Consider the following 22,383-nt stretch of genomic DNA (forward strand, 5'->3'; position numbering starts at 1 on the left):
GGGTGGGTCAGCGGGCGGACCACCAGGCGCGCAGGCGCTGCTCGGCGGCATCCGCGCCGATCGGACCCTCGTCCAGGCGCACCTCCAGCAGGAAGCGGTACGCCTCCCCGACCTCGCGTCCGGGCGGGATGCCGAGGATCTCCTGGATCCGGTTGCCGTCGAGCTCGGGGCGGATGGCGGCGAGCTCCTCCTGCGAGGCGAGCTCGTCGATGCGCCACTCGATGTCGTCGTACGCGCGGCGCAGGCGCGTCGCCTTCTTCGCGTTGCGCGTGGTGACGTCGGCACGGGTGAGGATGTGGAGCCGCTCGAGCTGATCACCGGCATCCCGCACGTAGCGCCGCACCGCGGAGTCGGTCCACGCGCCCTCGGCGTAGCCGAAGAAGCGCAGGTGCTGCTCGATGAGCTGCGTGACCGCGGCGATGGTGTCGCCGTCGAAGCGCAGCGCCTGCAGACGCTTGCGGGCCAGACGCGCACCCTTGACGTCGTGGTGGTGGAAGCTCACACCGCCGCCCGGCTCGAGCTTGCGCGTCGCGGGCTTGCCGATGTCGTGCAGCAGTGCGGCCAGGCGCAGCGTCGTGTCGGGCGCCGCCCCCGGATGCCGGGCGTGCTCCAGCTCGATGGCCTGGCGCAGCACCGTGAGCGAGTGCTCGTACACGTCCTTGTGGTGGTGGTGCTCGTCGACCTCGAGCCGCAGCGCCGGCACCTCGGGCAGGATCTCGCCCATGAGCCCGGTCTCGACGAGGATCCGGATGCCGCGCACCGGGTCGTCCGTCGCGAGCAGCTTCACCAGCTCAGCCTGCACCCGCTCGGGGCTGACGATCTCGATCGTCGCCCGCAGGCGCTCCATCGCGTCCAGCGTCGCCGGGGCGACGTCGAACTCGAGCTGGCTGGCGAAGCGGGCGGCCCGCAGCATGCGCAGCGGGTCGTCGCCGAAGCTGACGTCGGGGTCGCCCGGCGTGCGCAGCACGCCCGCGAGCAGGTCCTCGACACCCCCGGTCGGGTCGACGAGCGCCGGCACGGGCAGGCGCAGCGCCATGGCGCCCACGGTGAAGTCGCGGCGGGCGAGGTCGTCCTCCAGGCGGTCTCCGAAGGCGACCGTGGGCTTGCGCGTGACCCCGTCGTAGCTGTCGGCGCGGTACGTCGTGATCTCGACCTGCTCGGACGTCCCGCTCGGGCCGGTGATCTTCGCACCGATGGTGCCGAACGCGCGCCCGATGTCCCACGTCGCGGTCGCCAGCGGCTTCACGATGCGAAGGATGTCGTCGGGGCGCGCGTTCGTCGTGAGATCGAGGTCGTGGGTGGGGCGGCCGAGCAGCGCGTCGCGCACCGGACCGCCGACAATCGCCAGCTCGAACCCCGCCTGGGCGAACGCCGCGCCGAGGGAGGCCATGATCGGAGAAGTCGCGAGCGACCCCAGCCGGTCGAGGCCTTCGGCCATGTTGAGCATGGTCTCCAGACTACCGGCGCGCCTTCCATCGCCCCCGCCCGCGACCGTCGTGCGACCCCTCACGCCAGCCGCAGCATCCCGGTGAAGACGAGCTCGCGCACGCGCGGCAGCAGGTCGGCGCGGAGGGCGCCGGCATCCACCTCGAGCAGCTCGGCGATCGCGTCGGAGAGCTGTCCGACGGTGAGCTCGCCGTCGGAGGCGCCGACGAGGGCGGCCAGGGCCGGGTCGACCTCGATGGTGCGGGCGAGCCCGCCGCCCTGGCGCAGCTCGATCACGCTCGGGGCCTCGGCGCCCGGCAGATGATGACGGGCCTCGGTGACGTCGCCGGCCACCACGGTGTGCGCACGGGCCAGGGCGTCGTCGTCGAGCAGTTCCAGTGCGTCGAAGGCCTGCAGCGCGGCGGACAAGTGCCGGCCGAGTCCTCCCGAGGTCTCCGGCAGGGCGTGGGTGATGCGTTCGTAGCGCGCCAGCGCGGCGACCCCGGATGCCGGTCGTCGCAGCAGGATGTAGCCGAACCCGATCGCCTCCACGCCGCGCGCGGCGAAGTCGTCCAGCCACGCATCGACGAGGGCCGCGTAGCCGGGGGTGCCGGGGGCGGTGCCGCCGTCGCGGACCCACAGTTCCGCGTACGCGAGGGGGTCGAGCCGCTCCCGCTCGATCACCCAGGCCTCGAGGGGCACGGGCGAGGCGGCCACCCAGGCGCGGACGCGCTCGAGGCCGTCGCCGCCGTCGCGATACTCCCAGTTGCCCAGCAGCTGCGCCGTCCCCTGCGGAGCGAGCACCTCGCCCACCCCTCCGACGAACGCCGCGACGAGGTCGTCCCCCGCGAACCCCGCATCGCGGTACTCGTACTCGGGAACGCCGGAGACGCGCGGGGTGATGACGAACGGCGGATTCGACACGACGCGGTCGAACCGTTCGCCCGCGACGGGGTCGAAGAGGCTGCCGTGTCGGGTCTCGATCCCCCCGACGCCGTTCAGGAGCGCGTTGAGCGTCGTGAACGCCAGTGCGCGCGGCGACACGTCCGTCGCGACGATGACGCTGTCGGCGTCTGCATCGGCATCCGCGGACGCCGCCAGGGCGCGGTGCGCCCGCAGCGCCTGGATGCCGCAGCCCGTGCCGACGTCGAGCACCCGTCGCACGGGCGTCGCGAGCTGCAGGCCGGCGAGGGTGAGAGAGGCGCCGCCGACACCCAGCACGTGGCCGGTCGGCAGTGGTCCGCCCAGCGCCGCCTCGTCGAGATCGCTCGCGATCCACCAGTGTCCGGCGCCGTCCGCGTCGGCGAAGCCCTGCGGTCGCACGAGCGCGAGCGGTGTCACCTCGGCATCGTCGATGCGGGCCAGACCGAGCGTCGCGAGTCCGCCGGCGCCGAGGTGGGGCAGCGCGCGGTCGACGGCGTCCCGCGGCGTGCGGACACCGAGGAACAGCAGCCGCGCCAACGTCGCCGATGCGTCGTCCCGTGTCCCCAGGGCGGCGAGCGCGGGTCCGTGCAGGCCGTGCCCGACGGCGTCGTCGGCGAGAGGGCCCCACCCGGTCCGCACAGCGTCTGCGGTGTAGCCGGCGGCCGCCAGATCGCGGCGGAGGTCGGCCACGAGGGCGGGATCGGGGTTCAGGGGATGGTCCACAGCATCCCATCCTCACGCACGCGGGGCGGTACCGTCGGCGCGGGACCGAGACGGGACCGACGGATGCCGCCGCGCGCGGATACCGGCGCCCGCGGCCCGTCACGGGTCGCGCACAGGGCGGGGACCCTAGAATCTGACCTGATCGTGCGGTCAGGGATCGCACAGGAGCCGATTCCCGACATGACCTTTCCTCTTTCCCGTCCCGCGCGCCGGACTCCCGACGGAGTCGGGACGAGGCGCCGTCGCCGCGCGCGCTGGCGGAGCGCCGTCGCCGTCGCGATGGCCCTCGTCGTGGCCGCGCCCGTCGCCGGCACCGCGGTCGCCGCGACCGAGGCGCCGGCCGAGAGCGGGAGGCTCACCGTCGCGGTGTCGCCGTCGGGCAACGGGGTCATCGGCTCGTCGGTGTTCTCCGTCACGTTCTCGGTGACCAACACCGGCGATGCGCCCGCTGCCGGCGGCACGGTCAGCGTGGCGCTCACCCGGTCGCCCTTGACCACCGCCGCCGAGGTGACGGCGTGGCTGGACTCCGACGCGCGCGCCGACACCGAGGTCGCGACGGCGGCCGTGACAGCCGTCGCCGCCCGCGGGACGGCGACCTCGACGACCGCGATCGACCTGGCCGCCACCGGCGGCGACCTCGCCCCCGGTGTCTACCCCGTGAGCGCGGCGTTCCCCGCCGCCCAGGGCGATCTCGTCGCACACACGGCGATCGTCGTCCCGGATGCCGCCTCCTCCGGCGGAGGCGTCGCCGTCGTCGTGCCGCTGACGGCGCCTCCCACCACCACGGGGCTGCTCACGTCGGACGACCTCGCCACGCTCACCGCCGCCGACGGGGCGCTCCGCATCCAGCTCGACGCGGTGACCGGCACCACCGCGATCCTCGCCGTGGACCCCGCCATCGTCGCGGCGATCCGTGTGCTGGGTACGGCGGCGCCCGCATCGGCTCAGCAGTGGCTGTCCGACCTGCTCGCGCTGCCGAACTCGCGTTTCGCGCTCCAGTTCGGCGATGCCGATCTCGCCACCCAGTTCGCCGCGGGGCAGGGCGAGCCGCTCTCCGTCTCGAGTCTCGACCCGTACATGTCGGCACGGAACTTCGCGACGACCGGCACGCCGCTCCCGGCATCCTCGGAATCGCCGAGTGCATCGTCGACACCCACGCCGGCGGCCGGTCGCACGCTGCCGAGCCTCTCCGAGCTCCTCGACATCGGCGCGACGCGCACCGGGGTGTTCTGGCCCGCGACCGGGTCGGCGACGGCGGGGCTCGTCTCCGCCCTCGCGACCGGCACCTCCAGCGGCACCGACGAGAGCGAGACGCCGCTCACCCTCGTGTCATCGAACACCCTCACGGGCGCGGTGGGGGCGCGAGCGGATGCCGAGGGGGCCGCGATCCTCTCCTACGACGCGGACGTCTCGGCGGCGCTGCGGACGGCGTCGCTCGCCTCGGACGGCGTCCACCAGGGCGCGGGGCTCGCCGCGGCATCCGCCTATGCGAGCCTCGCCGTTCAGGGCGCGTCCGCCTCGGCGCCCCTACTGGTCGTGATCGACCGGGCCAGCGGCCGCTCGTCCACCGGCCTGCGGGCGGCGATCACCGCGGCGACCTCGCTCGCCGGTCGCACCGCGATCGATCTGTCGGCGGTGGCCGCTGCGCCCGCGACGGCCGTCACGGTCACCGGTGGCACCGCACCCGACTCCGCACGCGTCGACGCCCTCCACGGCCTGCTCGACGACGAGACCGCCCTTTCGGCGTTCGCGACCGTGCTCAGCGACCCCGCTCTCCTGACGGCCCCCGAACGCGCCAAGATCCTGCAGCTGCTCGCCAACGTTTGGCTCGCGGTGCCCGATCAGTTCGCCACGGCGGTGAGCGATCACCGCGACGCGACGGCGAAGACGATGGGGGCCGTCGCCATCGTTCCGCCCAGCGACATCACCCTGCTCGCCTCGTCGGCGCCGCTCACCTTCTCGGTGCGCAACGATCTGCCCTGGCCGGTCACCCTCACCCTGTCGGTGAACCCCAACGACCCGCGCCTGATCGTCCAGAAGACCGCGGAGGTCTCGGCCGGCTCCGCGCAGAGCACGCGAGTGCAGGTGCCCGTGCAGGCACGCGTCGGCAGCGGCGAGTCCACCCTCGACCTGCAGCTGCGCAGCACCGCGGGCGTGCCGATCGGATCGGAGGTCCGCGTCGCCGTGACCGTGCGCGCCGAGTGGGAGTCGGTGGGCATCGTGCTCATGGTGGTGCTGATCGGAGCGATGCTCGTGCTGGGTCTGATCCGCACCGTACGCAAGCTGCGTCGGCGCGGCGCGGCCTCACCCGCCGAGGACGAGCACGGCGAAGCGCCGCAGAAGGAAGCCCCGCAGAAAGAGGATGTCGATGGCTAGTCTCGGTCGCGCGAGCGCCATCATCGGAGCGGGCACGCTCTTCTCGCGGGTCACCGGTCTGGTGCGCTCGGTCGTCCTCGTCGCCGTCATCGGTTCGTTCGGCAGCAAGGCCGCCGACGCCTTCAGCGTCGCGGCCATGCTGCCCACCAACGTGTACGAGCTGCTCGCCGCCGGCGTGATCACCGGCATCCTCGTGCCGCAGATCGTCAAGGCGGCCGCACACAGCGACGGCGGTTCGCGGTACGTGTCGAAGCTCCTGACGCTCGGCGCGGTCGTCCTCGTCGCCGCGACAGCGCTGATGATGGCGCTCGCGCCGGTGCTGATCTGGCTCTACGCGGCCAGCTGGGGGCCGGAGCAGAAGGCCCTGGCCACCGCCTTCGCCTACTGGCTGCTGCCCCAGCTGCTGTTCTACGGCCTGTTCGCCCTGCTGGGCGAGGTACTCAACGCGCGCAAGGTCTTCGGCCCGTACAGCTGGGCGCCGACGGTCAACAACATCGTCTCGATCGCGGGATTCGGGGTGTTCCTGGTCGTCTTCGGCGGCCCGTTCACCGCGATCGGCGACTGGGATGTTGGGATGATCGCCCTCCTCGGCGGCACCGCCACCCTCGGCATCGCGATGCAGACGGTCGTGCTGCTCTTCTTCTGGAAGCGCACCCGCCTGCACATCCGTCCCGACTTCGGCTGGCGCGGCATCGGCCTGCGTCACGTCGGCACCCTGGCCTGGTGGACGTTCCTCGCCGTCGTGGTCGGTCAGCTCGCCGGTATCGTGCAGTCGCTGGTCGTCACCCAGGCCTCCGGCGAGGCGAGCGTCACCGTGATGGTGTACGCGTGGCTGATCTTCATGCTTCCCCACTCGATCGTCGCCATGTCGATCTCGACGACGTACTTCACACGCCTCGCCGAGGAGATCACCGCGGGCCGCCTCGACCGGGTCGCGCCGAACCTCGACGAGTCGATCCGCGCGATCGCGCTGTTCGGGTTCGGTTTCACGGCTGCCATCGCCGCGGCATCCGTCGCCGTCTCGCGGGTGTTCACCACCAGCACCGACGGCGCGGTCGCGATGGCCTGGGTGCTGTGCGGGTACCTGATCGCCCTCGTCCCCTTCGGCGTGCTGGTGATCATCCGCCGGGCGTTCTTCGCCTTCCAGGACACGCGGACGCCGTTCGTCTTCTCCCTCGTCCAGGCGTCGCTGGCCGCCCTCGGCGCCGTCATCGCCGTAGCCGCCGTCGGCATGGGCCTGCTGCCGCTCGGGTTCCTCGCCGCCGCCGTCGCCCTCACCCAGTCGCTCTCCACCTACGTCCAGCTGCCCGTCGCCCTGCGTCTGCTGCGTCGCCACACCGACACGGCGCCGCTGCGCGCCACCTGGCGGTCGCTCGGGCGGTTCACGGTCGCCGCCGTCCCCGCCTTCGCCGCCGGATGGCTGTTCTTCCTGCTCCTCGGCGGCGCGGACGGATGGCCCGCGTCGGACCGTCTCCTCGGTGCGGTGGCCGGAGCACTCGTGGGCGGCGTCGCCCTGCTGGTGTACGTCGCCGCCCTCGCGCTGCTGCGGGCTCCCGAGCTCGCCATCGGCGGGCGGATGCTGCGGCGCCTCATCGGGCGCTGACGAGCGCACCGCGCGGTGCACCGTCTGCTCGGAATGCCCCGCGGTTAGCATTGGTTGCACGCACTGGAGCCCGTCAGGGGCTCGTGCGGAAAGGGAAGAGCACGTGCGACAGGTCATCATCATCGGTTCCGGTCCGGCCGGATTCACCGCCGCCATCTACGCGGCGCGGGCGAACCTCTCGCCGCTGCTCATCGCGAGCTCGGTGGAGGCGGGCGGCGAGCTGATGAACACCACCGAGGTGGAGAACTTCCCCGGTTTCCCCGAGGGCATCATGGGACCCGACCTCATGGCGAAGATGCAGGAGCAGGCCGAGAAGTTCGGCACCGAGGTCGTCTACGACGACGTCGTGAAGCTCGAGCTGACCGGCGACGTGAAGAAGGTCGTCCTCGGCAGCGGCACGGAGCACGAGGCCGAGAGCATCGTCTTCGCCACCGGCTCGGCACCGCGCAAGATGGGCATCGAGGGCGAGTCGCGCCTGTCCGGACACGGCGTCTCCTACTGCGCGACGTGCGACGGGTTCTTCTTCCGCGAGCAGGCCATCGCCGTCGTCGGTGGCGGCGACTCCGCGATGGAGGAGGCCACGTTCCTCACCAAGTTCGCGTCGAAGGTGTACATCATCCACCGCCGCGACCAGCTGCGCGCCTCCAAGATCATGCAGGAGCGCGCCTTCGCGAACGAGAAGATCGAGTTCGTGTGGAACAGCGAGGTCGTCGACGTGCTCGGCGGTGACGCCGTGACGGGTCTGCTGCTGCGCGACACCGTCGACGGTTCGACGCGAGAACTGCCTGTGACCGGGGTTTTCGTCGCGATCGGCAACGACCCGCGTACGCACCTCGTGCACGATTCGCTGAAGCTCACCGAGCACGGCACCGTGTGGGTCGACGGCCGCTCGTCGCGCACGTCGGTTCCCGGCGTCTTCGCGGCCGGTGACGTCGTCGACCCCATCTACCGCCAGGCGGTGACGGCGGCCGGCAGCGGTACGACGGCCGCCCTCGACGTGGAGCACTACCTCGCCGCGCGCGGCGACGCCGGTGCGCCCGAGGTGGATGCCGCCGAGATCGACGGGCTCGAGCCCGTCGCCTGAGCCCCGCACGGGTCGGGGAACATCTCCGGCATCCGTCGCGTTTGATACCCCAGAGCCGCACGATGGCGGCTCGCAACGAAGGAGACAGACATGACCGCCAAGGCCACGAGCGAGAGCACCTGGCAGCAGGACGTCATCGACGCCGAGGGACCCGTGCTGGTCGACTTCTGGGCCGCGTGGTGTGGTCCGTGCCGCATGGTCGGACCCATCCTCGACGAGATCCAGTCGGAGAACGGCGACAAGATCACGGTGCTCAAGCTCAACGTCGATGAGAACCCCAACCTCGCGATGGAGTATCAGATCACCTCGATCCCCGCGATGAAGGTGTTCAACAAGGGCGCGGTCGAGAAGACGATCATCGGCGCCAAGCCGAAGTTCGCGCTCGAGCAGGACCTCGCCGCCTACCTCGGCTGACGACCCTCGCGCGTGACGCCGCCTCGTGCGGCCCACCGCAGATGCACGGCAGACTCACCGCACCGGCGTTGATCAGGATGCCTCGGCTCGCACCGAGGCGTCCCAGCGCCGGTGCGGTTCGCTTCCCAGCAGACGCCACACGGCACGCGTGAGCGGCGGGTAGTCGAACGCGATCTGGCGAAGCACGCGATAGTTCCTCGCCGCCGTGGGCTTGTTGCCGCCGTCCGACGCGATGTTCTCCGCGCGCAGCGTGAGGACCACCAGCTCGTCGACGGAGGGCAGGTCCTCCATGAAGTCCCAGGGATCTTCACCGTCGCGGATGCGCTCCTCGATCAGCACCGACAGTTCGTCGGATGCCTCCGCGCGCAGCAGCTCCAGACTGGCGCGCCGGGGAAGGTGAGGACGATCGGTCACCCTGCCAGCCTACGCGCCGGCTCCGACGCCGTACTCGGTCTCCCCCAGTTCCCCCAGGATGCGGTTGAGATCCTGGATCGTGGCGAAATCAATGTTGATCTGGCCTTTTCTCGCACTCAAAGTGATCTTCACCTTGGTGTTGAGGCGGTCACCGAGTCGCTCGGCGACGTCATCGAGGTGGGCCCGACGGGCGCCGGCCTTGGGTGCCGGACGCCGTGCGCCCAGCTCCGCCGCTCCCTTCGCCGCAGCCTCCGCGGCGCGTACCGAGAGGTCTTCGTTGACGATCTTGTCGGCGAGCCTCTGCATCGCATCGGAGTCGTCCAGCGAGAGGATCGCGCGTGCGTGCCCGGCACTGATGACACCGGCCGCGACGCGCTGCTGCACCGGCATCGGGAGCTTGAGCAGGCGGATCGTGTTGCTGATCTGGGGCCGCGACCGGCCGATGCGCGACGCGAGCTGCTCCTGAGTGATGCCGAAGTCCTCGAGAAGCTGCAGATACGCCGACGCCTCCTCGAGTGGGTTCAGCTGCGACCGGTGGAGGTTCTCGAGAAGCGCGTCACGCAGGAGATCCTCGTCCGCCGTGTCGCGGACGATCGCCGGAATGGAGGTGAGACCCGCCTCGCGCGAGGCACGCGTGCGGCGCTCACCCATGATGAGCTCGTAGGCGCCGTCCTCGTTCAGGCGCACGACCACCGGCTGCAGCACCCCGAACTCCCGAACGCTGTGCACGAGCTCGGCCAGGTCGTCGGCGTCGAAGTTGGTCCGCGGCTGGCGGGGGTTGGGGACGATGTCGTTCGGATCGAGGGAGATCAGGCGCGCACCGGGCACCGCGACGAGGTCGCCGGGGGTGTCATCGGGCGTGGATGCCGCAGCATCCGCCTGTCCCCCGGTATCCGTTGCATCGGCGGCATCCGGCGTCGGCACGGTCGCGAGGGGCGCACCAGGGAAGAAGACGTCGACGGGCCGCGCCTCCGCGCTGTCGGCGGTGGGGATGAGGGCGCCGATTCCGCGGCCCAGACCGGTGCGTTTGGCCATCAGGAGTTCTCCTCGTTCGTGGTGGTGCGCTGTCCGCGTTGGACGATTTCGACCGCTGCCTCCCGGTAGGAGACGGCCCCGGCCGACTGGCCGTCGTACGCGATGACGGTCTGGCCGAAGCTCGGCGCCTCGGACACGCGGACCGATCGCGGGATGACCGTGTGGAGCACCTCGCGAGCGAAGTGCTGGCGAACCTCGTCGGCCACCTGCTGCGCCAACCGAGTGCGTCCGTCGTACATCGTGAGCAGGATCGTCGAGAGGTGCAGCCGCGGGTTGAGGTGCTTCTGGATCATCCGGACGCTCCCCAGCAGCTGGCTGAGGCCTTCCAGCGCGTAGTACTCGCACTGGATCGGGATCAGGAGCTCCCCGGCAGCCGTGAACGCGTTGATGGTGAGCAGTCCCAGCGAGGGCGGGCAGTCGATGAGGATGAAGTCGAGGCGCTCGTCGGCCTGCGCGAGGTAGTCATCGATGGCCGTCCGAAGGCGATGCTCGCGGGCCACCTGCGACACCAGCTCGATCTCGGCGCCGGCGAGGTGGATGGTGCTGGGAGCGCACAGGAGGTTCGGCGACTCCGGGCTCGTCTGAATGATCTCGGCGAGGGGGAACTCGTCGATCAGCACGTCGTAGACGCTCGGGATATCGGCCGAGTGCGGCACCCCCAAGGCCGTGGATGCGTTGCCTTGCGGGTCGAGATCGATCACCAGGACGCGAGCACCGAGAGAAGCGAGGGCCGCGGCGATGTTGACGGTGGTCGTGGTCTTGCCGACCCCGCCCTTCTGGTTCGACACGGTGAGGATGCGTGTCTCGCCGTGGAAGTCGACCGTGACGGCGTCCAGCGCTCGGCGGCGGGACGTGAGATCCGCGAGCTCCCGCGCGATGGGGCTGTCGTCGATGGAGAAGGGTGCGGGTGCGGTCGCGTTCTCCGGTTCCGGCACCATCAACTCCTGTCTTTTCGGGACTCCTCTACTGTAGTCGAGGGGTCCCACACCCCGGTCATCGAGAGCCACCGCTACGGATGTTTCACGTGAAACCCCGTGCGGGGCGGGTGGGCGTGTTGGTTCACTCCCGGTCGTTGAGCGAGGCGCACAGCGCCGAGTCGAAACGCCCCCACTCCCCGTCTCACGTGAAACATGTGCCTGCATCCTTGCCCCGTTTCGACTCGCTTCGCTCGCTCAACGGCCGGTAGTCGCGCTATCCAACTCCCGGTCGTTGAGCGAGGCGCGCACAGCGCCGAGCCGAAACGCCCCAACGCGCGTTTCACGTGAAACAGGTACCCGCGTGCTTGCCACGTTTCGACTCGCTGCGCTCGCTCAACGACCGGGGGTTACGCTACTCCGTCCCGGTCGTTGAGCGAGGCGCGCAGCGCGGAGTCGAAACGTCCCGTTTCACGTGAAACATGTGCGGGCGTCTGTGGTCGAGCGACGTTTCGACTCGCTCCGCTCGCTCAACGGCCGGGGGGTTGCGCTACCCCGTCCCGTTCGTTGAGCGAGGCGCACAGCGCCGAGTCGAAACACCCCCGTCCCGTTTCACGTGAAACACGTGCCGGCGTCTGTGCCGCGTTTCGACTCGCTTCGCTCGCTAAACGGGCGGGTGGGTGGCGTGTTCATTCACTCCCGGTCGTTGAGCGAGGCGCGCAGCGCGGAGTCGAAACGTCGCGTTTCACGTGAAACATGTGCCTGCGTCCTTGCCGCGTTTCGACTCGCTCCGCTCGCTCAACGACCGCGGGGTCGAGCCACCCCGTCCCGATCGTTGAGCGAGGCGCGCAGTGCCGAGTCGAAACGCCCTCACGTGCGTTTCACGTGAAACATCTGGCGGCGGGGTGGTCAGGCGGAGCGGGTGGCGCGGAGAACGCGGGTCGGCTCTGAGATGATGCCCTCACCGACGACCTCGACGCGCACATCGGTCAGCTTGTACTTGCGGATGGCCTTCTCCGCCGCAGCAATCTCGTTCTCGGCGTTGACGCCCTTGAGGAGGATCAGCTCTCCTCCCGGTCGCAGCGGAGGAACGGTCAGGGGGATGAGGGTGCGCAGGGCGCTCACGGCGCGCGCGGTCACGGCATCCAGCACCGCACCCTCTTTCCACTCCTCACCACGAGCGCGCACGACTGCGACGTTGTCGAGCCCGAGCTCGTCCTTCTGTTCCTGCAACCAGGCGACGCGACGCTCCATCGGCTCGATGAGCACCCACTCGACGTCGGGGCGGGCGATCGCGAGCACGAGCCCGGGAAGACCCGCGCCCGAGCCGACGTCTCCGACACGGGCTCCCGCAGTAAGGAGGGGAGCGGCGATCGCGGAGTTGAGGATGTGACGGTTCCAGAGACGGGGCGGCTCGAGTGGGCCGATCAGTCCGCGTTCCTCGCCGTGCGCCCCCAGCGCGGCAGTGAAGCGACGCGCGAGCTCGATGCGGTCACCGAAGAGGGATGCCGCGACGGCCGGCTCTTCTTCGATCACCGGTGTTTCACGTGAAACATCGTCCATCGGATCAGGAGCGGCGGATGACGGTGTGACGGTCGGCGCCCTCACCGTAGGACTCGGAGACGAGACCCCGGTCCGCGACGATGTCATGGACGAGCTTGCGCTCGTAGCTGGTCATCGAGGGGAGCGAGGCCTGCGTCGCCCCTTCGTCCAGGCGTGCGATCGCACGATCCACCAGCTTCTCCAGCTGGCGCTGCCGCGCATCGCGCGAACCGCCCACGTCGAGGATGAGGCGGGAGAAGCGTCCGGTCTTCGTCTGCACCGCGATGCGCGTCAGCTCCTGCAGAGCCTGAACCGTGTCGGGCTCGGCGAGCAGACGGAGGGATGCCGGGTCATCGTTCTCCACCGAGACGTACGCCCGGCCGCTGCGCACGTCGAGGGCGAGGTCGCCGTCGATGTCCGCGATGTCCAGCAGCACCTCGAGGTAGTCGGCGGCGATGTCGCCCTCCTGCTCGAGCTGCTCGATCGTGGCCGCGGGGCGCTCGGCCGCGTCGTGGTCGGAAGTGGTGCTCATGACTGTTCCTCGAGAGACGTCGACCCGGTCACGAGTCGGTGTTGGGCTTGGTGTTCTTCGACTGCTTCTTGGCGCGCTGCTTGCTCACCGGCTGCTGACGCTTGGGAGCCTGCGCCTTCGCCTTCTGCGCCTCTTCGTACAGACGCTGCTGCTCGGCCTGGTACTTCTCGAGCGGAACGATCTTGCCGTTCGCGTCGATCGCCTTGCCCTTGCGCGCCAGCCTCTCCTCACGTGCCTTCGCCGCCTCGGAACCGGGCGTGGGCAGGTTACGGATGACGAGGAACTGCTGCACCATCGTCCAGATATTGGACGTGAACCAGTAGAGCACCACACCCAGCGGGAAGAACACACCGGAGAAGATGAAGGCCAGCGGGAGGATGTACAGCATGATGCGCTGCATCTGGTAGGCCTGGCCGGTCTTGGCCTCGGGGGAGAGGTTCTTCGAGATGATCTGCAGCTGGGTGATGAACTGCGACGCGATCATCAGGATGACCAGGACCACGAGGATCGCGACGGTGGCCTCCCAGCCGTCGGGCTTCTGGTTGAACGCCTCGATGAGACTCGTGTGGAGGGGAGCGACGCCGAACAGCTTCGCCTCGTAGAACTGCCACGTCAGGTCTTTGCTCAGCAGACCGACGCCGCCCACGCCCCACTCCGCGTGCTTCTTCACGTCGCTCAGCGTGTAGAACATGCCCAGCAGGATGGGCATCTGCACGAGGAGGGGCAGACAGCTGGAGACCGGTGTGGTGCCGTGCTTCTTGTAGAGCGCCATGGTCTCGCGACTCATGGCCTCACGGGAGAGCTGATCCTTCTTCCCGCGGTACTTCTCCTGAACTTTCCGCAGTTCAGGAGCGATTTCCATCATCTTCCGCTGGCTCTTGATCTGCCGCACGAAGAGGGGGATCAGGGCGCTGCGCACCACGATGACGAGCCCCATGATCGACAGGACCCAGGTGAGTCCGGCATCGGCCGGCAGGCCCACCGAGGTGAAGATCCAGTGCCAGAACACGAGGATCGCCTCGACGATCCACTTGAACGGCCACATGATGGTGCTGAAGAAGTCGAGGCTGCTCGACGGCGCGGGCGTCGTCGGCGTCGGCACGACCGGGGTCGGCGTCGCAGCGGCGGCGGCATACAGAAGATCCAGCACGGATCAGTCCTTTCTCGGCGAGGAGTCCGCGGACCCGTCGTCTGTGGATGGCACGACGAACCCATGACGGGTCAGCTCGTGTCGGAAGTGCGCGTGCGGGGGCACGTCATCGATTCCACCACGGGCCCAGGGGTGGCATCGCGCGAGGCGAGCTGCGGTGAGCGCCGATCCCTTGAGGAGACCGTGCTGCTGCACAGCCCCGACGGAGTACGCCGAGCACGACGGGTAGTACTTGCAGACGTCGCCGTAGAGATGGGAGATCGTCGCACGGTACGCGTGCAGGAGGACGAGCCCGGCGTTGCGGGGAAGCAGCGGCACCGCACGCAGCGCCGACGTCGGCGAGAGCCGGCCGGAGCCGAGCGCGTAGGAGGGAAGTGTCGAGGTGCTCACGCCGCGGCCCGTCGGGCGAGGCAGCGCGTGACCTCCGCGCGCAGCTGTGCGAAGTCGGCGGATGCCGCGGACGGAAGTGCCCGGATGACGACATCCGCTCCACGGCCGACGCCGGGAAGGGCTTCGGCGCAGACGGCCTTCAGCCGACGTCGCACGGTGTTGCGCGTGACGGCGCCGCCGACCTGCTTGCTGACGATGAAGCCGAACCGCGCGGGGCGGTCTTCGGCGGACGCGATGACGTAGGTCACCGTGTGCGGCGCGGCACAGCGGACGCCCCTGCGGACGACGGTCTTGTACTCCGCCCCGCGGGTGATGCGGTTCCCGCGCGCCAGCACTTTCGTCGGATCAGGCGGACAGCTCGGTGCGACCCTTGGCGCGGCGCGCCGACAGGATCGAACGGCCGGCGCGCGTGCGCATGCGGGCGCGGAAGCCGTGCTTCTTGGCGCGACGACGGTTGTTGGGCTGGAACGTACGCTTGCTCATGAGGATCACTCCGGATCGGCGGTCACCCGAACGCTCTAGACCGGGGACACGGGGTACAGGGACTGTCCGGGGGCGTCCGAGGGCACCCCAGGGCATAAGTCAACCGACTAAGGCTACGTCGAGAGCGACGAGAACTCAAACCGGCCGAGCCGGACGGCACATTATCCACGGACTGTGGATAGCGTCTGGTGAAGACACGCGGGGCGGATCTACAGTGGATTTTGCTCTTCACAGGGTCGCTGACTACCGTGACTGCGGTAGTTATCCACAGGCTCGATCGTCGTTCACGATCGCCTGTGCCGCACCGATCGCACCCCCGGAGGGGACATGTCACAGCACGATATTCCGGATGTCCCCGTCTGGACCGCAGTGCTGCAGGAGCTGTCGGGCGACGAACGGGTGACCCCCCAGCTGCAGGGATTCATCAGTCTCGCCGTCGCGCAGGGCGTGATGAGCGGCACCCTGTACCTCGACGTGCCGAACGACCTGACGGCCGCACAGCTGAACAAGCGGCTGCGCGCACCGATCATGGAGGCGCTCGCGCGGGTCGACGCCGAGCCGGCCGCATCTTCGTTCCGGGTCGTGGTGAACCCGGAGCTCGCCGACGCCCACCTCACCGTGCCCGTCCCGGTGCAGTCGGCATCCGCTCCCGTGCCGATCGCGCGGCCTGCGGCGGACGACTACGTGGAGACCGCGGCCGCGCCGTCGCGCAACGACACGCGACTGAACCCCAAGTACAGCTTCGACAACTTCGTCATCGGCCAGTCCAACCGCTTCGCCCACGCGGCAGCCGTCGCCGTGGCCGAGGCGCCGGCGAAGGCGTACAACCCGCTGTTCATCTACGGCGACTCGGGTCTGGGCAAGACGCACCTGCTGCATGCGATCGGCGACTACGCGCTCAGTCTGTATGCGGGCATCCGCGTCCGGTACGTCTCGAGCGAGGAGTTCACGAACGACTTCATCAACTCGATCGCCAACAACCGCGGATCCGCCTTCCAGGCGCGCTACCGCGACGTCGACATCCTTCTCATCGACGACATCCAGTTCCTCCAGGGCAAGGCCGAGACCCAGGAGGCCTTCTTCCACACCTTCAACACGCTGCACGACCACGACAAGCAGGTCGTGATCACCAGCGACGTCCCCCCGCGTCACCTGACCGGGTTCGAGGACCGCATGCGGAGCCGGTTCGAGTGGGGCCTCATCACCGACGTCCAAGCCCCCGACCTCGAGACCCGCATCGCGATCCTCCGCAAGAAGGCGCAGTCCGAACGGCTGCTCGTCCCCGACGAGGTGCTCGAGTACATCGCCACCAAGGTGTCGAGCAACATCCGCGAGCTCGAGGGCGCGCTGATCCGGGTGTCGGCCTTCGCGAGCCTGAACCGCTCCAATCTCGACATCTCCCTCGCCCAGACGGTGCTGCGCGACATCGTCGACACCGACGACGCCAACGTCATCTCGCCGACCGACATCATCACGGCGACGGCGCAGTACTTCCGCCTGTCGGTCGACGACCTCTACGGATCCAGCCGGTCGCAGTCGATCGCCACGGCCCGTCAGATCGCGATGTACCTGTGCCGCGAGCGCACGAGTCTCTCCCTGCCGAAGATCGGCCAGCTGTTCGGCAATCGCGATCACACCACGGTCATGTACGCGTACAAGAAGATCAGCGAGCTCATGAAGGAGCGCCGCTCGATCTACAACCAGGTCTCCGAGATCACCACGCAGCTCGGCCGCGTCGGACGCTGACCTCTCGCCCGCGGCATCCCGCGGCCCTCAAGACCCCCGGCCACGAAACCGGGGGTCTTCTGCGTGCGGAGTGCTTGACATCGGCGGGCGGGCGCCGCCAATATACGCGTTCTGCACAGTGTGGACAGGCTGTGGATAACTCCACTTCCCCGTGGACTCTTGTGAGTCGATGGCCCGAAGCTGTGGATGACAAGAATGTCTCGACCGAGGTGCACGATCGCGTCCGCACCGGCTCTCCGCATCGCGCCCACAACTTACACGCGTGTGGTTTCCCTGTCGCGACTGGGATCGGCGGAGTTGTCCACAGTTTCCACAGCCGTTAACACCATGACAGAGACCTTCCTTAGAGAATCCGATTCGATCACCTCTGCGGTGCGAGGCGTCGGAGGCGGTCGACGGGATGCCGGGACAATCCGTTCCGGTCGGGGCACTAGCATGGGAGGGCCCTACTCGACGTCAAGGGAGCGCCAGTGAAGTTCCACGTGAATCGCGATGTGTTCAGCGAGGCCGTGTCATTCGTCGTCAAGCTCCTGCCGCAGCGGAACCCGCAGCCGATCCTGGCGGGTGTGCTGATCGAAGCATCCGACGAGGGGCTGTCGCTGGCGGCGTTCGACTACGAGGCCTCGGCGCGGACGACCATCGAAGCGACCGTCGACGAGCCCGGCACGATCCTCGTCCACGGCCGACTCCTGTCGGAGATCGCCAGCCGTCTGCCGAACGCACCGATCCAGATCGAGGTCGGTGAGGACGACGGCATCGTCCTCAGCTGCGGCTCCGCGCGCTTCACCCTCGCGTCGATGCCGGTGCAGGAATATCCCGCGATCCCCGAGGTCTCGGGCGAGTCGGGTCTGGTCCCCGCGGAGGATTTCGCCACCGCGATCGCCCAGGTCGCCTTCGCCGCGTCCCGCGACGACGTCACCCCGGTGCTGACGGGTGTGCAGCTCGAGGTCGCCGGGACGCAGCTGAGCCTCGTCGCGACCGACCGCTACCGCGTCGCCCTGCGCGACGTCGCCTGGGACGGCGGCGGTGTCGCCGGCGACGAGTCGACGACCGCGCTCGTCCCCGCGCGCACGCTCACCGAGGTCGGCAAGACCTTCGCCCACTCGGGTGACATCCAGGTCGCGTTCTCCGGCTCGGGAGATCGGGAGATCATCGCGTTCACCGCCGGCAACAAGACCGTGACGTCGCTGCTCATCAAGGGCAACTTCCCGCCCGTGCGTCGGCTGTTCCCCGAGCAGACCGACCACTACGCCGTCGTGAACACGGCCGAGCTCGCCGAGGCGGTGCGACGCGTCGCCCTCGTGCTCGACCGTTCCGCTCCGCTGCGCTTCACCTTCACCGAGGACGGCGTGTCGATGGATGCGTCCGGCACCGAGCAGGCGCGGGCGACCGAGTCCGTCGATGCGACCCTCGCGGGTGAGGAGGTCACGCTCGGGTTGAACCCGCAGTACCTGCTCGAAGCGCTCGGCGCCGTCAAGAGCGAGTTCGCGCGCATCACGTTCACCTCGAGCGACAACGCGAACAAGCTCAGCCCGGTGCTCATCACGCCGCAAACCTCGGGCACCCCGGAGAGCTTCAAGTACCTGCTGCAGCCGAATCTCCTGCTGCGCTGACGATCCTCGCGTTCCGACCGGCGTCGGCGCTGCCGCATAGGCTGGATCGGTGATCGTGGAACAGCTGAGCCTCGTCGACTTCCGCAACTATGCGGCCGCCGATGTGACTCTGGCGGCGGGCGCCAACGTGTTCGTCGGCCGCAACGGTCAAGGCAAGACGAATCTCGCCGAGGCCATCGGCTACTTCGCCACACTCGGTTCCCACCGGGTCTCGCAGGATGCCCCGATGGTGCGCGACGGGGCGGATGCCGCGATCGTCCGCATGCGTCTCGCCTACGGTGAACGTCGTGTGCTGCTCGAGGCCCAGCTCAACCGGTCGGGCAGCAACAAGGCCCGGGTCAACGGCTCGGCCGTCCGCACCGCCGAGCTCCCGCGCTACGCACAGGTCGTCCTCTTCGCGCCGGAGGATCTCCAGATCGTCCGCTCCGACCCCTCCGCGCGTCGCCGCTTCGCCGATCAGCTCCTCATCCAGCGCGCTCCGCGGATGGCGGGTGTCCTGGCGGACTACGACCGCGTGCTCAAGCAGCGCAACGCGCTGTTGAAGTCCGCGCGCGCCCGCGGCATCCGCGCGGATGCACTGACGACGCTCGACGTCTGGGACGACAAGCTGGTGCAGCTGGGCACCGACGTCATCCGCGCCCGCTCGGTGCTCGCCGACGACCTCGCCGGCCCGGTCGCCGAGGCGTACCGCGCGATCGCCGGCGAGGATCACCGGCCGGAGCTGGAGTGGATGCTGTCGATCGGGGGCGCGGACCCCGACGTCGACGACGACGAGGCCGACCAGGCGGGCGACCGCACAGCGGTGACCGGACTCAGCGCGGAGGAGGTCCGCGAGAACTTCCGCGATGCGCTCGCCGCGCGCCGCTCCTCCGAGCTCGAACGCGGGCTCACTCTCGTCGGACCCCACCGCGACGACCTCCTGCTGCGCGTGCGGGGCCTGCCGGTGAAGGGCTACGCATCGCACGGCGAATCGTGGTCGGTGGCCCTCGCCCTGCGTCTGGCGTCTGCGCAGCTGCTGCGCGCCCAGTCGCAGCTGGGCGATCCGGTCCTCATCCTCGATGACGTGTTCGCCGAGCTCGACACGGATCGCCGCGCCCGGTTGGCGGGCCTGGTCGAGGGATACGAGCAGGTGGTGGTGACCGCGGCGGTGGAGGAAGATGTGCCGAGCGCGCTGCGCGCGCGCACCGTGCGGGTCGTCGCGGGGACGATCATCGAACCCGCCACGACGGGAGGCGTCGATGAGTGACGAGGTGCCGGGGATGGTGCCGGAGACGATCGGCACGTATCTGCGCCTGCGCGGTCTCGAGCCCTCGCCGCGGACCGCGCGACGGCGCAAGAGACGTGCGGCCGAGGACGACGACAAGCAGCCGTTCGCGCCCGGGCGCGATCCCAAGGGCGTGGCCGACGTACTGGCGGATCTGACACGTCAGTCGGGGTGGGACACCCAGCTGGCGCGGGAGGACCTCGTGCTGCAGTGGACGGACGTCACGGGCGAGGAGACGGCGCGTCACGCTCATCCGGTGGCGCTGTCCGACGGGCTGCTCACCGTGCAGTGCGACTCCACCGCGTGGGCGAAGAACCTCCAGCTGATGCGGGCCGAGATCGTCACTCAGCTGATGAGACGGTTCCCGGATGCCGGTGTGCAGAACGTCCGATTCGTCGGGCCGGACGTCCCCTCGTGGAAATGGGGCCCCAGAGCCGTTCCAGGGCGGGGTCCTCGCGATACCTACGGCTGAGGAGGGTCCGACGGCATCCGGAACGATTTCAGGGCGCCACAGGGGCTTTCTGCGGGCTTTCGAGGGGTGACTGGGGGTAGAATGAGACGTCTTTGATCGACCATTCAGGAGCGCTCGAAACCTATGACGTCCGACACCCCCGACAGCGTTCCCCAGGAACTTCCGCCGAAGCAGTCCCAGAAGGTCGAGAACGAGTACGGGGCCGACGCCATCCAGGTGCTCGAGGGCCTCGAGGCGGTGCGCAAGCGCCCCGGCATGTACATCGGCTCGACGGGTGAGCGCGGCCTGCACCACCTCGTGTACGAGATCGTCGACAACTCCGTCGACGAAGCCCTCGCCGGCTACTGCGACACGATCACGGTGACGATCCTCGAGGACGGGGCGATCCGTGTCGTCGACAACGGTCGCGGCATCCCGGTCGACATGCACAAGACCGAGGGGAAGTCGACCGTCGAGGTCGTGCTGACCGTGCTCCACGCCGGCGGCAAGTTCGGCGGCGGCGGGTACGCGGTCTCCGGCGGTCTGCACGGCGTCGGCTCGTCGGTGGTGAACGCGCTGTCCACCCGCCTCGACGTCGAGGTGCGCCGGCAGGGGCACGTCTGGCGCCAGTCGTTCCGCGACGGCGGCGTGCCGCAGGCTCCGCTGAGCGAGGACGAGGCGACGGAGGAGACCGGCACGACCATCACGTTCTGGCCCGACGCCTCGATCTTCGAGACCACCGACTTCGACTACGACACGCTGCGCACCCGTTTCCAGCAGACGGCGTTCCTGAACAAGGGTCTGCGGATCACGCTCAGCGACCTGCGCGCCTCCTCGGCCTACGTCGTCGACGGCGAAGACGGGCAGGCCGTCGAGAAGCAGCCGTTCGACGATTTCCACTACGAGCGCGGACTGGTCGATTACGTCGAGTACCTCAACAAGATCCGCAAGGCCGAGGTGGTCAACGACGAGATCATCGAGGTCGAGTCGGAAGACACCGAGCGCCACATCTCCCTCGAGCTGGCCATGCAGTGGACGACGAGCTACACGGAGAACGTCTTCACCTTCGCCAACACGATCAACACCCACGAGGGCGGAACCCACGAAGAGGGCTTCCGCGCCGCGATGACGACGTACATCAACAAGTACGCGCGCGAGAAGGGCCTGCTCAAGGAGAAGGACGACAACCTCACCGGTGAGGACATCCGAGAGGGTCTGACCGCGGTCATCTCCGTCAAGCTGTCCGAGCCGCAGTTCGAGGGTCAGACCAAGACGAAGCTCGGCAACACCGAGGCCAAGGCGTTCGTGCAGAAGGTCGTGGGCGACCAGCTCACCGACTGGCTCGACCGCAACCCCGCGCAGGCCAAGCGGGTCATCATGAAGGCGATCGACGCCGCGACCGCGCGCCTCGCGGCCCGCAAGGCGCGGGAGACGGCGCGGCGCAAGAGCGTGTTCGAGTCGGCATCCATGCCCGACAAGCTCAAGGACTGCACGAGCAAAGACCCCTCGATCAGCGAGATCTTCCTCGTCGAGGGCGACTCGGCCGGCGGCTCGGCCGTGCGCGGCCGCGACCCCGAGACCCAGGCCATCCTGTCGCTGCGCGGCAAGGTGCTCAACGTCGAGAAGGCGCGGCTCGACCGCGCGCTCGGCAACAACGAGATCCAGGCGATCATCTCGGCGTTCGGCTGCGGGATCGGCGAGGACTTCGACGTCGCGAAGGCGCGCTATCACAAGATCGTGCTCATGGCCGATGCCGACGTCGACGGCCAGCACATCACGACGCTGCTGCTGACGCTGCTGTTCCGCTACATGCGCGGACTCATCGAGGCCGGCTTCGTCTATCTCGCCATGCCGCCGCTGTTCCGGCTGAAGTGGTCCAACGCCGAGCACGAGTACGTGTTCAGCGACCGGGAGCGCGATGCGCTGCTGGCCGACGGTCTGGCCAACGGCAAGCGGATGCCGAAGGACTCCGGCATCCAGCGCTACAAGGGTCTGGGCGAGATGAACCCGAAGGAGCTGTGGGAGACGACGATGGACCACAACACCCGCACCCTCCGCCAGGTCACGATCGACGACGCGGCCGCGGCGGACGAGATCTTCTCGGTGCTGATGGGCGAGGACGTCGAGTCGCGCCGGAGCTTCATCCAGCGCAACGCCAAGGACGTCCGCTTCCTCGACATCTGATGCGTTTCGACTCGCTGCGCTCGCTCAACGACCGGTCGGGTTCGATCCGATCGTCGAGCGAGGAGCGCAGCGACGACTCGAAACGCGACACACGCACCCCGACCCTTGTGAGAACG

General features: G+C 69.2%; 20 protein-coding genes. 9 read left to right on the forward strand and 11 right to left on the reverse strand.

Annotated elements, in window-relative coordinates; all coding sequences use genetic code 11:
* Positions 1-7: 7 nt before the first annotated feature.
* Together AC1Q49_RS06125 and AC1Q49_RS06130 are read right to left on the reverse strand one after the other, a co-directional pair.
* Positions 8-1,447, reverse strand: coding sequence for a CCA tRNA nucleotidyltransferase (locus AC1Q49_RS06125; protein WP_101305171.1), 1,440 nt, complete (start codon positions 1,445-1,447; stop codon positions 8-10).
* A 59-nt stretch (positions 1,448-1,506) separates the two neighbouring features.
* Positions 1,507-3,072: a DUF7059 domain-containing protein gene (locus AC1Q49_RS06130; protein ID WP_492491217.1), complete on the reverse strand. Its 1,566-nt coding sequence runs from the start codon at positions 3,070-3,072 to the stop codon at positions 1,507-1,509.
* A gap of 180 nt (positions 3,073-3,252) precedes the next feature.
* On the opposite strand from AC1Q49_RS06130, the gene AC1Q49_RS06135 reads away from it, so the two are divergent.
* The 4 genes from AC1Q49_RS06135 to trxA all read left to right on the forward strand — a co-directional run bounded on the left by AC1Q49_RS06135 (position 3,253) and on the right by trxA (position 8,549).
* Complete coding sequence (locus AC1Q49_RS06135) at positions 3,253-5,448, forward strand: DUF6049 family protein (protein WP_492491218.1); 2,196 nt, start codon at positions 3,253-3,255, stop codon at positions 5,446-5,448.
* Complete coding sequence (gene murJ, locus AC1Q49_RS06140) at positions 5,441-7,051, forward strand: murein biosynthesis integral membrane protein MurJ (protein WP_492491219.1); 1,611 nt, start codon at positions 5,441-5,443, stop codon at positions 7,049-7,051. The genes AC1Q49_RS06135 and murJ overlap by 8 nt, the downstream gene beginning before the upstream one ends.
* A gap of 103 nt (positions 7,052-7,154) precedes the next feature.
* Complete coding sequence (trxB, locus tag AC1Q49_RS06145) at positions 7,155-8,135, forward strand: thioredoxin-disulfide reductase (protein WP_060960821.1); 981 nt, start codon at positions 7,155-7,157, stop codon at positions 8,133-8,135.
* A gap of 90 nt (positions 8,136-8,225) precedes the next feature.
* The gene (trxA, locus tag AC1Q49_RS06150) at positions 8,226-8,549 is read left to right on the forward strand and encodes a thioredoxin (protein ID WP_060960822.1); all 324 of its coding nucleotides are present in this window, start codon (positions 8,226-8,228) and stop codon (positions 8,547-8,549) included.
* A gap of 72 nt (positions 8,550-8,621) precedes the next feature.
* Here the strand turns inward: trxA and AC1Q49_RS06155 are convergent, their stop codons facing one another.
* From AC1Q49_RS06155 to rpmH, 9 genes are all read right to left on the reverse strand, one after another.
* Positions 8,622-8,963: a hypothetical protein gene (locus AC1Q49_RS06155; RefSeq protein ID WP_060960823.1), complete on the reverse strand. Its 342-nt coding sequence runs from the start codon at positions 8,961-8,963 to the stop codon at positions 8,622-8,624.
* Positions 8,964-8,972: 9 nt separating this feature from the next.
* The gene (locus AC1Q49_RS06160; RefSeq protein WP_060960824.1) at positions 8,973-9,998 is read right to left on the reverse strand and encodes a ParB/RepB/Spo0J family partition protein; all 1,026 of its coding nucleotides are present in this window, start codon (positions 9,996-9,998) and stop codon (positions 8,973-8,975) included.
* A complete protein-coding gene (locus AC1Q49_RS06165; RefSeq protein ID WP_492491241.1) occupies positions 9,998-10,933 on the reverse strand; it encodes a ParA family protein in 936 nt (311 codons plus the stop codon). The genes AC1Q49_RS06160 and AC1Q49_RS06165 overlap by 1 nt, the downstream gene beginning before the upstream one ends.
* Before the next feature lie 888 nt (positions 10,934-11,821).
* Complete coding sequence (gene rsmG, locus AC1Q49_RS06170; protein ID WP_492491220.1) at positions 11,822-12,475, reverse strand: 16S rRNA (guanine(527)-N(7))-methyltransferase RsmG; 654 nt, start codon at positions 12,473-12,475, stop codon at positions 11,822-11,824.
* 4 nt (positions 12,476-12,479) lie between these two features.
* A complete protein-coding gene (locus tag AC1Q49_RS06175; RefSeq protein ID WP_060960826.1) occupies positions 12,480-12,986 on the reverse strand; it encodes a Jag family protein in 507 nt (168 codons plus the stop codon).
* A 28-nt stretch (positions 12,987-13,014) separates the two neighbouring features.
* Entirely contained in the window at positions 13,015-14,136 is a 1,122-nt protein-coding gene (gene yidC / locus AC1Q49_RS06180; RefSeq protein WP_082734276.1) for a membrane protein insertase YidC, read from the reverse strand.
* Between the two features lie 3 nt (positions 14,137-14,139).
* A complete protein-coding gene (yidD, locus tag AC1Q49_RS06185) occupies positions 14,140-14,526 on the reverse strand; it encodes a membrane protein insertion efficiency factor YidD (protein WP_223849537.1) in 387 nt (128 codons plus the stop codon).
* A complete protein-coding gene (gene rnpA, locus AC1Q49_RS06190; protein WP_101305164.1) occupies positions 14,523-14,861 on the reverse strand; it encodes a ribonuclease P protein component in 339 nt (112 codons plus the stop codon). The genes yidD and rnpA overlap by 4 nt, the downstream gene beginning before the upstream one ends.
* Positions 14,862-14,871: 10 nt before the next feature.
* On the reverse strand, positions 14,872-15,009 hold the full coding sequence (gene rpmH / locus AC1Q49_RS06195) for a 50S ribosomal protein L34 (protein ID WP_005054680.1): 138 nt from the start codon (positions 15,007-15,009) through the stop codon (positions 14,872-14,874).
* Between the two features lie 327 nt (positions 15,010-15,336).
* Here rpmH and dnaA point away from each other — a divergent pair, with 327 nt between their 5' ends.
* The 5 genes from dnaA to gyrB all read left to right on the forward strand — a co-directional run bounded on the left by dnaA (position 15,337) and on the right by gyrB (position 22,267).
* Positions 15,337-16,755 (forward strand): chromosomal replication initiator protein DnaA, encoded by a 1,419-nt coding sequence (gene dnaA / locus AC1Q49_RS06200; RefSeq protein ID WP_060960829.1) that lies wholly within the window; start codon positions 15,337-15,339, stop codon positions 16,753-16,755.
* A 470-nt stretch (positions 16,756-17,225) separates the two neighbouring features.
* Complete coding sequence (dnaN, locus tag AC1Q49_RS06205) at positions 17,226-18,368, forward strand: DNA polymerase III subunit beta (protein WP_060960830.1); 1,143 nt, start codon at positions 17,226-17,228, stop codon at positions 18,366-18,368.
* 49 nt (positions 18,369-18,417) lie between these two features.
* Positions 18,418-19,614 carry a DNA replication/repair protein RecF gene (gene recF / locus AC1Q49_RS06210; RefSeq protein ID WP_205281915.1) on the forward strand — a complete coding sequence of 399 codons (1,197 nt, stop codon included), beginning with the start codon at positions 18,418-18,420 and terminating at the stop codon, positions 19,612-19,614.
* Entirely contained in the window at positions 19,607-20,104 is a 498-nt protein-coding gene (locus tag AC1Q49_RS06215) for a DciA family protein (RefSeq protein ID WP_060960832.1), read from the forward strand. The genes recF and AC1Q49_RS06215 overlap by 8 nt, the downstream gene beginning before the upstream one ends.
* Positions 20,105-20,227: 123 nt before the next feature.
* Positions 20,228-22,267, forward strand: a complete 2,040-nt coding sequence (gyrB, locus tag AC1Q49_RS06220) for a DNA topoisomerase (ATP-hydrolyzing) subunit B (protein ID WP_060960833.1) — start codon at positions 20,228-20,230, stop codon at positions 22,265-22,267.
* The last annotated feature ends 116 nt before the right edge of the window (positions 22,268-22,383 follow it).

The sequence above is a fragment of the Microbacterium sp. MPR-TSA4 genome, from assembly GCF_058792815.1.

What these genes read in the sequence shown, in the direction of transcription:
- dnaA (WP_060960829.1), top strand. Translation starts at nt 15,337, where the DNA reads ATGTCACAGCACGATATTCCGGATGTCCCCGTCTGGACCGCAGTGCTG.
- gyrB (WP_060960833.1), top strand. Translation starts at nt 20,228, where the DNA reads ATGACGTCCGACACCCCCGACAGCGTTCCCCAGGAACTTCCGCCGAAG.
- murJ (WP_492491219.1), top strand. Translation starts at nt 5,441, where the DNA reads ATGGCTAGTCTCGGTCGCGCGAGCGCCATCATCGGAGCGGGCACGCTC.
- rpmH (WP_005054680.1), bottom strand. Translation starts at nt 15,009, where the DNA reads ATGAGCAAGCGTACGTTCCAGCCCAACAACCGTCGTCGCGCCAAGAAG.
- AC1Q49_RS06160 (WP_060960824.1), bottom strand. Translation starts at nt 9,998, where the DNA reads ATGGCCAAACGCACCGGTCTGGGCCGCGGAATCGGCGCCCTCATCCCC.
- AC1Q49_RS06215 (WP_060960832.1), top strand. Translation starts at nt 19,607, where the DNA reads ATGAGTGACGAGGTGCCGGGGATGGTGCCGGAGACGATCGGCACGTAT.
- AC1Q49_RS06125 (WP_101305171.1), bottom strand. Translation starts at nt 1,447, where the DNA reads ATGCTCAACATGGCCGAAGGCCTCGACCGGCTGGGGTCGCTCGCGACT.
- AC1Q49_RS06135 (WP_492491218.1), top strand. Translation starts at nt 3,253, where the DNA reads ATGACCTTTCCTCTTTCCCGTCCCGCGCGCCGGACTCCCGACGGAGTC.
- rsmG (WP_492491220.1), bottom strand. Translation starts at nt 12,475, where the DNA reads ATGGACGATGTTTCACGTGAAACACCGGTGATCGAAGAAGAGCCGGCC.
- AC1Q49_RS06175 (WP_060960826.1), bottom strand. Translation starts at nt 12,986, where the DNA reads ATGAGCACCACTTCCGACCACGACGCGGCCGAGCGCCCCGCGGCCACG.
- trxA (WP_060960822.1), top strand. Translation starts at nt 8,226, where the DNA reads ATGACCGCCAAGGCCACGAGCGAGAGCACCTGGCAGCAGGACGTCATC.